The sequence below is a fragment of the Macellibacteroides sp. genome (assembly GCF_050251695.1).
Lineage (GTDB): Bacteria > Bacteroidota > Bacteroidia > Bacteroidales > Tannerellaceae > Macellibacteroides > Macellibacteroides fermentans.
In genome coordinates this window covers 15,769-31,669 of record NZ_JBFWMI010000003.1, presented here as the reverse complement: position 1 = coordinate 31,669, position 15,901 = coordinate 15,769, and the positions used below count along the sequence as shown (strand labels likewise).

The 15,901-nt window shown below is 39.4% G+C and carries 10 protein-coding genes; 7 read left to right on the top strand and 3 right to left on the bottom strand.

What is annotated here, in order from left to right:
- Positions 1–21 precede the first annotated feature (21 nt).
- The 4 genes from AB7E53_RS00940 (at position 22) to AB7E53_RS00925 (ending at position 9,084) form a co-directional block, all read left to right on the top strand.
- Positions 22–4,131 carry a two-component regulator propeller domain-containing protein gene (locus tag AB7E53_RS00940; RefSeq protein ID WP_446773638.1) on the top strand — a complete coding sequence of 1,370 codons (4,110 nt, stop codon included), beginning with the start codon at positions 22–24 and terminating at the stop codon, positions 4,129–4,131.
- A gap of 172 nt (positions 4,132–4,303) precedes the next feature.
- Positions 4,304–7,138, top strand: a complete 2,835-nt coding sequence (locus AB7E53_RS00935; RefSeq protein WP_446773636.1) for a TIM-barrel domain-containing protein — start codon at positions 4,304–4,306, stop codon at positions 7,136–7,138.
- Positions 7,139–7,310: 172 nt separating this feature from the next.
- The gene (murB, locus tag AB7E53_RS00930; RefSeq protein WP_446773634.1) at positions 7,311–8,324 is read left to right on the top strand and encodes a UDP-N-acetylmuramate dehydrogenase; all 1,014 of its coding nucleotides are present in this window, start codon (positions 7,311–7,313) and stop codon (positions 8,322–8,324) included.
- 4 nt (positions 8,325–8,328) lie between these two features.
- A complete protein-coding gene (locus AB7E53_RS00925) occupies positions 8,329–9,084 on the top strand; it encodes an MBL fold metallo-hydrolase (protein ID WP_079683084.1) in 756 nt (251 codons plus the stop codon).
- Here the strand turns inward: AB7E53_RS00925 and AB7E53_RS00920 are convergent.
- The 3 genes from AB7E53_RS00920 to pheS form a co-directional block, all read right to left on the bottom strand.
- Positions 9,074–9,982, bottom strand: coding sequence for a hypothetical protein (locus AB7E53_RS00920; RefSeq protein WP_446773632.1), 909 nt, complete (start codon positions 9,980–9,982; stop codon positions 9,074–9,076). The genes AB7E53_RS00925 and AB7E53_RS00920 overlap by 11 nt on opposite strands.
- A 92-nt stretch (positions 9,983–10,074) precedes the next feature.
- Positions 10,075–10,716 carry an endonuclease III gene (gene nth, locus AB7E53_RS00915; protein ID WP_068183937.1) on the bottom strand — a complete coding sequence of 214 codons (642 nt, stop codon included), beginning with the start codon at positions 10,714–10,716 and terminating at the stop codon, positions 10,075–10,077.
- 89 nt (positions 10,717–10,805) lie between these two features.
- On the bottom strand, positions 10,806–11,825 hold the full coding sequence (pheS, locus tag AB7E53_RS00910; protein WP_179398246.1) for a phenylalanine--tRNA ligase subunit alpha: 1,020 nt from the start codon (positions 11,823–11,825) through the stop codon (positions 10,806–10,808).
- A gap of 195 nt (positions 11,826–12,020) precedes the next feature.
- Here pheS and AB7E53_RS00905 point away from each other — a divergent pair, with 195 nt between their 5' ends.
- From AB7E53_RS00905 to AB7E53_RS00895, 3 genes are read left to right on the top strand one after another with little or no spacing between them, the layout of a single operon-like run.
- A complete protein-coding gene (locus tag AB7E53_RS00905) occupies positions 12,021–13,586 on the top strand; it encodes an FAD-dependent oxidoreductase (RefSeq protein ID WP_446773631.1) in 1,566 nt (521 codons plus the stop codon).
- Positions 13,587–13,633: 47 nt separating this feature from the next.
- Positions 13,634–15,133, top strand: coding sequence for a glycerol kinase GlpK (gene glpK / locus AB7E53_RS00900; protein ID WP_446773629.1), 1,500 nt, complete (start codon positions 13,634–13,636; stop codon positions 15,131–15,133).
- A 22-nt stretch (positions 15,134–15,155) separates the two neighbouring features.
- The gene (locus AB7E53_RS00895) at positions 15,156–15,899 is read left to right on the top strand and encodes an MIP/aquaporin family protein (RefSeq protein WP_446773627.1); all 744 of its coding nucleotides are present in this window, start codon (positions 15,156–15,158) and stop codon (positions 15,897–15,899) included.
- The last annotated feature ends 2 nt before the right edge of the window (positions 15,900–15,901 follow it).

Here is a 15,901-nt window from a genome sequence, read left to right as displayed (position 1 = left end):
CAATACTGAAATCAACAACAGATGAATAAGATAAAACCACTACTATATTTTTTCGTATGGCTTGTTTTGCCTCAAATTCTTTTCTCTCAAACCGGAGAAGACAATTATAAATTTAATCGCGTAGATGTTGGAAGCGGACTTTCAAACAGTGAAGTGAAATGTGTTTATAAGGATAAAACCGGTTTTGTCTGGTTTGGAACTCCTTCGGGTTTGAATCGGTACGACGGATACGAAATTACGATTTATAAACATAATCTGCAGGACAATGCAAGTAGCTATAATAATGATATTCTGCGAATACAGGAAGCAGAAGATGGACTGCTGTGGCTAACTACACGAGCCGGTTATGCAATCTATAATCCTTTAAAAGAGCAGTTTGAAGAGGATTTGCACAGTATCTTCAACAAGTTTGCCGGAGTTACTTCTTTTACAAATTTGTATATTGATCTGGGGAAAAATTATTGGTTTATCACTCCCGAAGATGTTCGTTTGTACGATGTTAAAAAGAAAAAACTAATTATAAACAAGCAAGGTGGCGCCGGGAACCTCAGTACCGGTATAATTACAGATATCAAGCAAGGCAGTAACCGTTACTGGTTTTTGTTCGATAATGGCTTGGTTGAATGCATGGATGCGCAGACACATAAAATTATCAAACGAGACAGCTCCATGTTACAAAAAATAAAAATGAGAAATCTGGTCGATATGCGTTTATTTGTAGATAGTGCAGGCGACTTATGGATGTATGGTATTGGCGAACATTTTGGATTGGGTTATTATAATGTGCAGCAAAACAAATGGCATGTCTATTCCGAAACAGCAAATGCTCCGTATCGGATAACAAAAAATATTGTTACATCTGTTGATGAAGACGACAAAGGTTTGATTTGGATTGGTACCGATCATGGAGGCATTAATATAGTAAATAAGAAATCCGGCAAGATTACCTATCTTTCTCATAATGAGAAAAATCAATTTAGTATCACTCAGAATACCATTAAATGCTTATACCGTGATGATACAGGTATCATGTGGGTAGGGACCTATAAGATGGGGGTATGTTATTATCATGAAAGTGTTTTTAAATTTAAATCTGTTACAGAAAAGGCTGAGTTGCCATATAATGATATAAATTGTTTTCATGAAACTTCCGATGGTAATATCTGGATTGGAACCAATGGTGGCGGACTAATTTATTTTGACAGGAAAAATGAAAGATATATAAATTATCCGCATCGCCCGGGAGATCCAAACAGCCCTTCTGGAAATGTTATCGTTAGTCTGTCCGGCGATTCGCAAGGCCGGCTCTGGATTGGATATTACCTGGAGGGACTGGATTGTTTTGATGGCAAGAAGTTTACGCATTACGGATTTAATCCAAATAATCCGGATGTACTTACAGATAACAACATATGGGATATCATGAACGATACCTCTGGTAATTTATGGGTGGGTACTCTGCGGGGAGGTGTAGTTGTAATAGATGCTGCAACAGGGAAACGATTAAAGCATTTTATTACGGATGGATCTGTTTATTCAATAATCCAGAAGAAATCTGGTGAAATTCTGATTGGTGCTCAAAGTGGATTATGGATATATAATGTTGCAGCTGATAAACTAGAACAATATGAACCTGGATTATTTAATAAAATGCAGCTCAGCAAATATGATATTAATAATCTTTACGAAGATAGCAGGGGATTGTTGTGGATAGGAACGCGCAATGGATTAATTACGTTTAATGCTTATACACGCGACCTGCGTACATTTAACGTAAAGGATGGTCTTTCTGCAGACTTGGTTCAAAGTATTCAGGAAGATGCGGATCATAACTTATGGATCGGGACTAATAGTGGTTTGTCTTGTGTAAAGGTTACTACAGCCAATGAAACTCCAGGTTATTTCTTTAAGATAGTTACTTACGACCGTTCGGAAGGGTTGCAAGGTGAAATGTTTAATTACAATGCAGCCTATATTACTTCGAAACAGGAATTAATTTTTGGGGGTTCTTTAGGATTCAACATCTTTACACCCAATGCCATTATTTATAATAACAATAAGCCTAAGGTTGTAATAACTGATTTTCAGCTTTACAATAAAAGTTTGAAACCCGGAGAAAAATATAACGGTCGCACCATCCTAAAAGAGAGTATTACCCATACTCAAGAGATCGAATTAGATTATTCCGATAATTACTTCTCCATCGTATTTGCAGCACTTGATTATTGTATGCCAAACAAATCGCGTTTTTATTATAAGTTGGATGGTTTTAATACTCAGTGGCTGGAAGCCGACGGAATAGGTCGTAAAGTTACCTATACAAACCTAAACCCGGGAGAATATACCTTCTATTTAAAAGCGGTCAATAATGATGGCTTAGAGAGTGAAAACCCTATTAAATTACTCATAACGGTTCGTCCTCCTTTTTGGCAGACTGCTTGGGCTTATGCCTTTTATTTACTTGTTATTTTGTCTCTGATTTACTACTACATAAGGTATTCAACCAGAAGAGCAGAAAAGAAACTGGCCTATGCCAGAGAGAAAATGCGAACATCGCAACAATTGGAGTTGGACGAAATCAAATTACGCTTCTTTACAAATATTAGTCATGAATTCCGTACTCCGCTAACGCTAATTCTAACGCCATTGGAAGAGCTTTTAAAGAAGAAGGAGAATTCGGACGAAAAAGAAATGCTGCTTATAATTCGTAAAAACGCAAAGAATCTATTGAATCTGGTAAATCAACTGCTGGATTTTCGTAAATTAGATGTTAACGGCCATACCTTGCAGCCTTCTGTAGGAGATATAGTTCTTTTTGTAAAGGATTTATGTAGTTCATTCAATGAATTGATGCAGCGAAAATCGATTAAGTTTTCCTTTACATCTTCCATCGATCATTTGTATGCCAGATTTGATGAAGATAAGTTGTCTAAGGCGTTGCTGAATATTTTATCCAATGCACATAAGTTTACGCCGGCTAATGGAGAGGTAAAGGTAAATATGGAACTTGTTGAATTACCAGATAATAAAACAGAGAAGTCGATACGGATTTGTATCTCCGATTCGGGAATTGGAATTCCAACTGATAAACTCGACAAAATATTTGAACGTTTCTATCAGATTAAAAGTGCCGACACTAACTCGTATCAAGGTAGTGGCATAGGCCTCCATTTAGCTAAAGAATTTATAAATCTGCATGGCGGTGATATTGAGGTTGAAAGTGAAATGGGTAAAGGGAGCTGCTTTACTGTTACCATACCCTATAAAGAGGGTGATGTGTCTGAACAAATTTCCGTAAAAGGAAATGATGACATGCTTGAAAATGAAACGTTGACCGAAGAAAAAGATGAACAACTTCAATCTCTTCCCAAAATTTTATTGGTGGAAGATAATGATGACTTCCGCGATTTTGTTGCAGAAAGGCTTCGGCATCATTATGTAGTTTTAAAGGCTTCTGATGGAATGGAGGGAATGGCGATTGCCCTGAAAGAAATACCAGATATTATAGTAAGTGATGTTATGATGCCTAAAATGGATGGCGTAGAGATGAGTAAAGCCTTGAAAGCTGATATCAGAACGTCGCATGTTCCAATTATCTTACTTACCGCCAAGAGTGGTGAAGAGAGTAAGTTGGAAGGATTGATGGCCGGTGTAGACGATTATATAACAAAACCATTTAATCTGGAAATTCTTAAACTCAAAATTCATAATATCATTGAAGGACGAAAGAGCATCCAATCTATGTTCAAGCAGCATATTAAAATAGAGCCATCTAAGATTTCGGTCAGCTCTCTTGATGATAAACTAATTAAAAAAGCACTGGATTATACGGAAGCAAATATTTCCAATCCGGAATTTTCAGTCGAAGAGCTAAGTAGGGAGTTGGGTATGAGCCGTGTCCATCTGTATAAAAAGCTATTATCCATTACCGGAAAGACTCCTATTGAGTTTATCAGGGTGATTCGTCTTAAGCGTGCCGCTCAGCTTTTAGAGGAGAGTCAACTGTCTGTATCTGAAATTGCCTATGAGGTTGGGTTTAATAATCCGAAGTATTTCCGTAAGTACTTTAAAGATGAATTTGATGTATTGCCTTCGCAATATGGTAATCGTAAAGGGGCGGTAGACGAGTAATTTTACATTTTAGGTATACTTATGAAACAAAAGATTCCCCCCATGTAACAAAGTATCCTTGCTGCTTTAACATCAGGCATAAAGGAAGATAAAGCTTAAACATATCTTTGCATCAGTCGTTTATCTGACGACTGATGCAATTTTTTTTAGTTTAATCTTTAAATTTAGTGCAATGTTTAAGAAGCTGCTCTGTTTTGCTTTACTTTCCTTAATTCTCTTTTCTTGTAGTTCTTCATATGAGAAGGTTGTTGATGGTGTTATTATTCATCTTAATAAAACGGATGGAAATGCCAGACTACTTAAATTAACTGTTGTCAATGATAAAGTAATACGCGTTTCGGCTACTGCTGCTGATACCTTTTCAACAGCAAAAAGCTTGGTAGTGGATGAGCTGCCTGTTTTTAACGACTGGAAACTTGTCGAAAAGGATGGTAAAGTTGTTATAGAGACGGCTTCACTAAGGGCATACGCAGATCTTAAAACTGGAGAGGTGGAATTTAAGGATCTGGATGGAAATACAATTTTACAAGAAAACAAAGGTGGCGGCAAAACATTTATTCCAGTCGAAATTGAAGGTACAAAAGGGTACAATATCCGTCAAGTGTTTGAATCACCCAACGACGAGGCATTCTATGGATTAGGTCAGCATCAGGCCGATGAGTTTAATTATAAAGGCAAGAATGAAATTCTTTTTCAATATAATACCAAAGTTTCTATTCCTGTTATTGTTAGTAATAAGAATTATGGAATATTCTGGGATAATTACTCTGTAACTAAGTTTGGTGATCCACGTGATTACGCTCAATTATCTGACTTGAAATTATTTGATAAAGATGGAAATGAGGGTGGTTTAACAGCAACCTATATGGTTAATGGAGATGCAAATAATGTATTTGTATCGCGTATTGAAAATACAATAGATTACGAAAATCTTACTACAGTAAAGAAATTCCCTGCTGATTTCCCATTCTACAATTCAAAAATTACCTGGGAGGGCGAGATACAATCAGATGACTCGGGCGTACATCGCTTTTTACTGTATTATGCAGGCTACACAAAAATCTGGATAGATGGACAGCTGATGGCCGAAAAATGGCGTACAGCCTGGAATCCTTCTGTTGCCAAATTTGGAGTATCCATGGAGGCCGGGAAAAAATACCATATAAAACTTGAATGGCTTCCGGATGGTGGAGTATCCTATATCGGCTTAAAGTTTTTATCGCCTGTAGACCCTTCAGAACAAAATAAGCTTTCGCTTTCTTCCGAAATAGGTGATCAGATTGAATATTACTTCATAAAGGGAGATTCAATGGATGATGTAATGAAAGGATACCGTGGAATAGCCGGAAAAGCTCAGGTTATGCCTAAATGGGCAATGGGTTTCTGGCAAAGCAGGGAACGCTATAAAACTCAGGATGAGTTGCTTGATGCTCTTAAGGAATTGCGTCGCAGAGAAATTCCGGTAGATAATATGGTTGTTGACTGGAGTTATTGGCCACAAGAATCGTGGGGTAGCCACGAGTTTGATGCAGCCAGGTTTCCTGATCCAAAAGGTATGGTGGATAATGCGCATGCATTAAATGCAAAAGTAATGATTTCTGTTTGGCCTAAATTTTATGAAACAACAGAGCATTACAAAGAATTTGATAATAAAGGCTGGATGTATCAACGTGCCGTAAAAGACAGTATAAAAGATTGGATTGGTCAGGGGTATGTAGGTTCGTTTTACGATGCTTACAGTGAAGGAGCCCGCGATCTGTTTTGGAAACAAATGGAGGAGCACCTCTATTCTAAAGGATTTGATGCTTGGTGGATGGATGCCTCTGAACCGGATATTCTTTCCAATGCGAGTATAGAGTATCGTAAGGAGTTGATGACACCAACGGCCATGGGCCCGTCTGCCAAATATTTTAATACGTATGCGCTTATGAATGCGATGGCGATATATAAAGGACAACGGTCGGTCGATAATAATAAACGTGTGTTCTTGTTAACCCGTTCTGGTTTTGCCGGATTACAAAAGTACGGTGCGGCTACCTGGAGTGGAGATATTGGTACACGATGGGAAGATTTCAAAGCTCAGATTTCTGCCGGATTAAATCATTCTCTTTCTGGTAATCCGTATTGGACCATGGATATTGGTGGTTTCTGTGTTGAGAAGCGTTATGAAAGGGCGAAAGAGGGTTCGGAGGATATTAAAGAATGGCGTGAATTAAACAGCCGTTGGACACAATTTGGCGCCTTTGCTCCATTATTCCGTACACATGGTCAGTTCCCATATAGAGAGGTCTATAATATTGCTCCGGCAACTGATCCAGCCTACAAGAGCATTGTCTACTACGACAGATTGCGTTATCGCCTTATGCCTTACATTTATACAATGGCCGGAGAAGTATATTTGAACGATTACACAATCATGCGTCCGATGGTGATGGATTTTGGTTCCGACGCTAAAGTAAACGATCTGGGTGATCAGTATATGTTTGGTCCAAGTTTTCTTGTTTGTCCGGTTTACACCTATAAAGCCCGTTCCCGCGAAGTTTATTTCCCTCAGAATAGCGGATGGTACGATTTTTATAATGGAAATTATACTGCAGGCGGTCAAAATAAGATGGTTGATGCACCTTACGAGCGGATGCCCTTGTTTGTAAAGGAAGGATCTATCGTCCCCATTGGTGAGCCGATTCAATATGCATCCGAAAAACCTGCAGCTCCAATTACGATTTATGTTTACACAGGTAAGAATGCATCGTTTACTTTGTATGAAGATGAAGGTACAAATTATAATTACGAAAAGGGACAGTATACAACAATTCCTTTCGTATACGATGATAAATCTAAAGAATTAACCATTGGCGAACGAAAAGGAGACTTTGACGGCATGGTGAAAGAGCGTACATTCCATATTGTATTTGTTGGGAAGGATACACCGAAAGGATTTGACACAAATCCGGTTCCCGATAAAACGGTACAGTATAATGGAACACAACTGAAAATTAACAGATGAAATAATAACCACTACTGATTTTTTTTTGAAGACTAAGGTTAACAAATTTCGAGTAAACACTAATGATGACTGCAGCCTATGTGATATAGGTTGCAGTCTTTTTTGATACACTTTATTTTATTTATACCTTTACGCAATTTTAGTTTTATACATAAAAGTAAATAATTAAATAATGAAAATAGAAGAAAATTACTCTTTGGAGAGACATAATACATTTCATTTAAATGTTAAGACACGTTGGTTCATGGAGTACAATAATGAAGAAGAGTTAGTTAGAATTTTGAAAGACGAATATGTTTCTTCATTCGAGAAAGTACACATTGGCTCCGGAAGTAATTTATTGTTCCTCCATGATTATAGGGGTGTGGTTATGCACTCTGCCATAAAGGGGATGGCAATCGTTGACGAAGATGATGAAAATGTTTCAATAAGAGTGGGTGCTGGTGAGCTGTGGGATGATTTAGTTGCTTTTGCTGTCAAGAACGGATGGGAAGGCATTGAAAACTTGTCTCTTATCCCGGGAGAAGTAGGAGCAGCCGCCATACAGAATATCGGAGCCTATGGGGCCGAATTCAAAGACGTTGTTCAGGCGGTAGAAACTGTAGAGATAGAAACGGCTTCTAAACGGATTTTTCCAATTGAAGATTGTAAATATGGTTACAGATCAAGTGTATTTAAAAATGAATTGAATGACAAATATATTGTCACCTATGTGATTGTCCGCTTAAACAAACGCCCCAGGATAGCTATAGAATATGCCGATCTTAAAGCCGAACTGGCAGCCTGCAACGAAATTAATCTGGCAACAGTTAGAAAGGCTGTAATTGATGTTAGAACAAGAAAGCTTCCCGATCCCGAAACAATGGGTAATGCCGGAAGTTTCTTCATGAATCCAACTATTTCGGAGCGTCATTATAATCTTTTAAAGGAGCAATATCCTTCTATGCCATCCTATCCTTTGTCGGACGGGCGGGTAAAAGTTCCGGCAGCTTGGCTGATTGAGCAGTGTGGTTTTAAAGGAAAAGCATTCGGTCAGGCAGGAGTGTATGAACACCAGGCTTTGGTGTTAGTCAACCTTGGCGGTGCAGAAGGAACAGAGATTGCACTATTGGCAGAAACGATACGGGAAACTGTTTCTCAACGATTTGGTATTCAGATAGAACCTGAAGTAAAATATATATCTTGAGATGATGAAAATTACTTTCTTAGGAACAGGTACTTCTACAGGAAATCCTGAGATTGGATGTACATGCGAGGTTTGTACAAGTAAAGATCCGCGTGACTGGCGCTTAAGAGCTTCGGCTTTTGTGGAAATAGACGGCAAGCATTTGTTGATAGATTGCGGACCGGATTTCCGTTTGCAGATGCTTACACACTCAATTACCCGACTGGATGGCGTTCTGGTTACCCACGAGCATTACGATCATGTTGGTGGCTTGGACGATTTGCGTCCGTTTTGCAGAGACAAAGGGGTTGATATTTATGCTGAAGACAATGTTGCAGAAGCCATCATTACCCGGATGCCTTATGCTTTCAGGGAGTTTAAATATCCCGGAGTTCCAAACCTCGAATTGATTCGAATATCCGAGCAACCCTTCGACGCGGCTGGCATCAAGGTTATTCCTATAAGAATACTGCATGGTAAATTGCCTATTTTAGGATATAGAATTGGAAATTTTGCCTATTTGACTGATCTGAAATATATATCAGATGATGAAATAATGAAGCTAAGAGGATTGGATGTCCTTGTTATTGATGCTTTGCGGAAAGGACATCATCCCTCACACGAGGGGCTCGAAGAGGCATTACAGAATATCGAAAAGATTCGTCCTAAAACTGCATACCTGATACACATGAGTCACCGGATTGGTTTGCATGAATTTATTGAGAAAGAACTTCCCGCAAACGTTCATTATGCTTATGATGGATTGACGATTACCTGCTGACAGAGTCTGGCTGAACAAGGCAAGCTGTAAAGTAAATTCGTTCAGCATCTTTCGATAATTGAGGTAAAAAATTATGATTCGGATAAAAAGATTTTAACCTTCTAACGACCGAATCTGCCATTATCGGATATATGCTATCCAGTTGTGCATTATAGGGGATGCCAGAAAAGCAACATAGCTTCCCATCGCTGCTAAACAGGTCGGCATAAACCCATCCGTTGCCTAAACCCATCCGTATGGAGTCGTTTATCTGAACAGAAATATCCAGCGATGGAGCCGGCATCAATAGATTTAACGGAGCATTTCGATCCATCAGTTTCTTTTGGGACAAAATTCTGTCCGACAGGGCAGTCTGACCTATCTTTTGTTGGAGACAAATCTCATCCAGGAGCTTTTTGCTAAAACTTGCAGCCCAAACACCTTGATTGTAATAAGTAACAAAAAAACGATTGCCAGGTAAGGCATAAAAAGTAAATTCGGCCTTGTCTATCAACGTCCTTTTGGGATCGAAACTGCTGAAATAGGGATGTAAAATATTATCGGCAATTTGATAAGCTTGTTCTAATGTTGCATTAGCATAAATCACCTCTCCTTGCTCGTGATAAGATATGAGATAAAATGGAATACCCGGATTTTTGTCTATAATCTTAGCAAAAACAGGGGGGAGATGCGGGGCAAATAATTTCTTTGTATAATCGTCTGAAAGAATGATTTTGGAAAGCATGGATGGTCGGTTAATACATAGAAGAGCATTAGGATTAGGGGCAACCACCGAGAACAGGTCGCTTTGCACGGTAATTTTCTTTTCATCAATTGAAAAGAAGAAAAACCAAGTAGCCAGAATAGCTCCAATAATAGATACAAGAGCAATTATAATCTCATTGCGGTATTCTTTCATTTTCCAGATAATAATAGCAAATATAACTAATTATCTGGTAACCTGAGACAAACTAAAGGAAAAAGATTAAAGTAGAACGGAACAACAGGTCATTACAATTTCTTTGAAAAGAAATATTTGCACCATTGTTTTATACCGCATTCTTCACATTTGGGCTTACGTGCAAGACAAACGTATCTGCCGTGAAGAATAAGCCAATGATGTGCTTTAGGAATAAGGTGTTCCGGAATATGCTTTACCAACTCTTTTTCTGTTTCAAGAGGTGTTTTACTGTTATTGGTAAGTCCAATCCGGTTTGAAACCCGGAATACATGGGTATCAACCGCCATGGCAGGCTTGTTATAGACGACAGATGCTATCACATTGGCTGTTTTCCGCCCTACACCGGGTAGCTTTTGTAGCTCATCTACGTCGGACGGTACCTCGCTGTTAAATTCTGAAACGAGTTTTTGCGCCATCCCAACCAGATGTTTTGATTTATTATTGGGATATGATACGCTGCGGATATATTCAAAAACAACTTCAGGAGTTGAAACTGCTAATACTTCGGGGGTGGGGAATGCTTCAAAAAGGGCTGGAGTTATCTGATTTACCCTTTTATCCGTGCATTGTGCGGAAAGAATTACTGCTATAAGGAGTTGATACGGATTCTTATAATGTAATTCAGATTCCGCAACCGGCATATTTTTACTAAACCAGTCAACTATTCCCTTATAACGTTCTTCTTTTCGCATGCAACTATATAAGATAACAGTCTTTTAACCCGTGTGTTTCCCCCGGGTGTGTTAATCCCGGGGGTGGTAAAAAAGACTAGGTTATCAACTTAATTGGCAGACTCAAACTGTTTCAGGAAACGTACATCGTTTTCTGAGAACATGCGTAAGTCTTTTACTTGGTATTTCAAATTTGTAATACGCTCGATACCCATACCGAGTGCATATCCGGAATAAACAGAACTGTCTATTCCACAGTTTTCCAAAACATTGGGATCCACCATTCCACATCCCAAAATTTCTACCCAACCTGTATGTTTACAGAACGGACATCCTTTTCCTCCGCAAAGGTTACATGATATATCCATTTCTGCAGATGGTTCAGTAAATGGGAAGTAGGAAGGGCGTAAACGAATTTTGGTATCTGGTCCGAACATCTCTTTTGCAAAGAAAAGCAAAGCTTGCTTCAAATCGGCAAAGGATACATTCTTATCAACATACAACGCTTCAACCTGGTGGAAGAAACAGTGTGCGCGATACGAAATAGCTTCATTACGATAAACACGTCCGGGACAGATTATACGGATTGGTGGCTCCTGGTTCTCCATCACGCGAGTTTGTACGGAAGAAGTATGAGTTCTTAACAATACATCCGGATTGTGTTGAATAAAAAAGGTGTCCTGCATATCTCTGGCAGGATGATCTTCTGCAAAATTAAGAGAAGAGAATACGTGCCAATCGTCCTCAATTTCAGGTCCTTCAGCGATACTAAAGCCTAAACGGCCAAATATATCGCAAATCTCCTTCTTGACAATAGAGAGAGGATGTCGCGTACCTAGTTGTACAGGATAAGCTGTACGTGTTAGATCAATATCATTGTTGGTAGTCTGAATATTCTCGAAAGCCTCTTTCAGATCATTAATTTTCTGTTGAGTTGTTTCTTTCAGTACATTCAGGAACTGTCCGACTTCTCTTTTTTGATCAGCTGCTACGTTACGAAAATCATTAAAAAGAAGAGATACTTCTCCTTTTTTACTTAAATATTTAATTCGTAAAGCTTCCAGTTCTTCGGCATTTGCCGCTTTCATATCCTCTACTTCCTGAAGCAGAGCCTTTATCCTATCGATCATTGCAAATCTCCTTTATTTTACAGCTTGCAAAGTTAACTTTTCTTTTTACATTGACAATGTTAATAAAAGATTATTCTCTATTATCAGTAAGAAACCCGGATAAAATTTTTTTTCAATAAAAATATAGAACTAATAATTCAGCTTAAATCAAACAAATATTTACATTTGTGTTTGTTAATCTAAATCGCTATTGATATGAAACGAAACGCGCTGTTGCATCAACTGGTTACTCATGAAAATACCTTCGACTTTATTGTTATCGGTGGGGGAGCTACTGGTTTAGGAATTGCTTTGGATGCGATAACCCGTGGGGCAAGTGTCGCATTGTTTGAACAAGACGATTTTACCAAAGGAACATCCAGTCGAAGTACAAAGTTAGTTCATGGCGGAGTTCGTTATTTGGCTCAGGGAGATGTCTCATTGGTTCTCGAAGCTCTTCGAGAACGGGGATTACTAAGGAAAAATGCTTCACATTTGGTGAAGAATCAATCTTTTTTGATTCCATGTTATCGTTGGTGGGAAGGTGCTTTTTATACAATCGGACTGATATTATATGATTTAATGGCTGCAAACCTGGGATTCGGCCGTTCTTTTTGTATTGGTCCGAAGCGGGCCGTTAAAACAATTCCTATGTTACGCAAAAAGGGAATGAAAGCCGGAGTAATATATCACGACGGACAGTTTGACGATTCGCGTCTGGCAATCAATATCGCTCAAACGGCGGTTGATGCAGGGGCATGTGTCCTAAATTATATGAAGGTTACGAACCTGATTAAACAGGAGGGAAAGGTTTGTGGCGTTGAAGTGATGGATATGGAAACCGGCGAGCAACATGTGGTTAAATCGAAGGTTGTTATCAACGCAACAGGTGTTTTTGCAGATGATATACTTCAGATGGACGAACCCGGGATAAAGCCTACTGTACGTCCCAGTCAGGGAGTTCATTTGGTGCTCGACGCGTCGTTTTTACAAAGTAATTATGCCGTTATGATACCAAAAACTGCCGATGGACGGGTATTATTTGCAGTTCCCTGGCATGATAAAGTGGTAGTTGGCACTACGGATACACTGATGAAGCATGCATTGCTGGAGCCGGTTGCCCTAGAACAAGAGATTGATTTTATTTTAAATACTGCCGGTAAGTACCTTACCAAGCCCCCGCAAAGAAAAGATGTTCTATCTGTATTTGCAGGTCTAAGGCCTTTGGCAGCACCTAGAAGTGAGGATAAAAAAACAAAAGAGATTTCCCGGAGTCATAAATTGATTGTAGAAAAATCGGGATTAATAACTATCATAGGTGGTAAATGGACAACTTATCGAAAGATGGCTCAGGATACGATTGATTTGGCATATGCCAGGATGCATTTAAAGGCTCCGGAATGTGTTACTGAGACCTATAAAATCCACGGATGTAAAGAAAATCCGGATTATAACGATCCGCTGTATGTATATGGTACGGATGCAGAGGAAATCAGATCATTTATTGCTTCGTCACCAACCTTGGGTGAAAAGTTGCATCCTCAGTATACATATTCAGTGGGAGAAATTATTTGGATCGTTAGAAATGAAATGGCTCTTACGCTTGAGGACGTCTTAGCAAGGAGACTCCGTATACTTTTCCTGGATGCGAAAGCAGCCCTGGAAATGGCTCCCCGAACAGCCCGGATCATTGCTACAGAGCGTCAGAAAGACCAACAATGGATAGATAAGCAAATCCAATCCTTTAACGATTTGGCTTCCAGCTATATTATAACAAATTAAACCGAATTCTAATATACTAATATCTTAAAATGTAAATTAATACAATTATGAATTTCAAGAATAAATATGTACTTGCACTTGATCAGGGAACTACTAGTTCGCGTGCCATAATTTTCAATCATCAGGGAGAGATTGTAATAACCTCTCAAAAAGACTTTCAGCAATACTTTCCTAAACTCGGATGGGTTGAGCACGATCCGAATGAAATTTGGTACTCTCAAAGCTCGGTTATTATGGAAGCTATGGCAAAAGCAGATCTGACAGATAAAAACATAGCCTGTATAGGAATTACTAACCAGCGTGAAACGACCATTGTGTGGGATAAAGAAACGGGGTTTCCTGTTTACAATGCAATTGTCTGGCAAGACAGACGGACGGCCGACTATTGTGAAGAGCTTAAAGCAAATGGGTATGCCGAGATGATTCATAATAAAACCGGACTGGTAATAGATGCCTATTTTTCGGCTACTAAAATAAAATGGATATTAGATAATGTAAAAGGAATCAGAGAAAGGGCGAATAGAGGAGAGCTTTGTTTTGGAACTGTTGATTCCTGGTTGGTTTGGAAATTATCCAGAGGAGAAAAACATATTACAGATGTAAGCAATGCATCCCGTACCATGTTATTCAATATTCATACACTTGAGTGGGATAAAGAATTACTGGAATTATTCACAATACCAGAATCAATGCTACCTGAAGTTAAAACCAGCAGTGAAGTATATTGTGAAACCAAAAGTCCGATCTTTTCATCCGGAATTCCTGTCGCAGGAATAGCCGGTGATCAGCAGTCGGCTTTGTTTGGTCAGCTTTGTCTGGAAGAGGGGATGACTAAAACAACCTATGGTACAGGCTGTTTTATGGTTATGAATACAGGAAAGAAGCCGGTTGTGTCACATAATAACCTGTTAACCACCATCGCATGGAAGATTGGTGAAGAGGTAACTTATGCCCTGGAGGGCAGTGTGTTTGTGGGAGGTGCAGTGGTACAGTGGCTGCGTGATGGAATCAGACTTATACCCAACGCTGCTGTTACAGAGCAGATGGCCGAGTCTGTTCCCGACAATGGAGGCGTATACTTCGTACCTGCACTAACAGGTTTAGGCGCTCCCTATTGGGATCAATATGCCAGGGGAGCGATCATGGGTATAACACGTGGTACTACTGCAGCACATATAACACGTGCAGCTCTTGAAGGAATTAGCTATCAGGTGTATGACGTTCTGAATTCAATGGAGAATGATATTAAATCGAAGCTCAAGGAAATTCGTGTGGACGGAGGGGCTGTTGCCAATTGTTTTTTGATGCAGTTTCAGGCAGATATATGTCGTTGTCCGGTGGTCCGGCCTAAAGTTCTTGAAACAACTGCTTTAGGAGTGGCTTATCTGGCTGGTCTGGCTGTAGGATATTGGAAAGATATGTCCGATTTGCAGGAACAGTGGAGTGTTGACAGGACATTCACGTCTTCCATGTCGGAAGAAGAATCGGTAGCTTTGCTACATCAGTGGCATAAAGCTGTAGGACGTACTTTACAATGGGCCGAGTAATAATCTTAAAAATACAATTAATATGACTCCGTTTGTAGCTGAATATATTGGTACAGCAATCATGATTTTAATGGGTGGAGGTGTTGTCGCCAATGTGGTTTTAGAAAAAACGAAAGGAAATAACTCCGGTTGGATGGTAATTACTACAGCATGGGCTATGGGTGTTTTTATAGGTGTGGTAGTTGCCGGGCCGTATAGTGGCGCCCATTTAAATCCAGCCATTTCAATTGGTCTGGCGGTAGCCGGTACTTTTCCCTGGAGCAATGTTTTATCCTATATTGTGGCACAGTTCTTAGGTGCTGCTACCGGTGCGCTGATGGTTTGGATGTTTTATAAGGATCATTTTGACATTACAGAAAACAAAGTATCCAAATTAGGTGTTTTCTGTACAGTTCCTGAAATAAGGAATCCGTTTAGGAACTTTTTATCGGAAGTAATTGGTACATTTGTTCTGATGTTTGTGGTATTCTATATTACAAAAGGAGAAGCTCAGATGTTAAATGAGAAGGTGACAATTCCTATTGGTTTAGGCTCTGTAGGTGCAATCCCGGTCGCTTTTACGGTTTGGGTTATTGGTCTTTCTCTTGGAGGTACCACCGGCTATGCGATTAATCCCGCGAGAGATTTAGCTCCCCGGTTTATGCACACCGTTTTGCCCATTAAAGACAAAGGAGGCAGTCAGTGGTCATATTCCTGGGTTCCGTTGATCGGTCCGCTTCTGGGATCTACGTTGGCCGCTATGCTCTATTTGATATTGCTGGACTGATT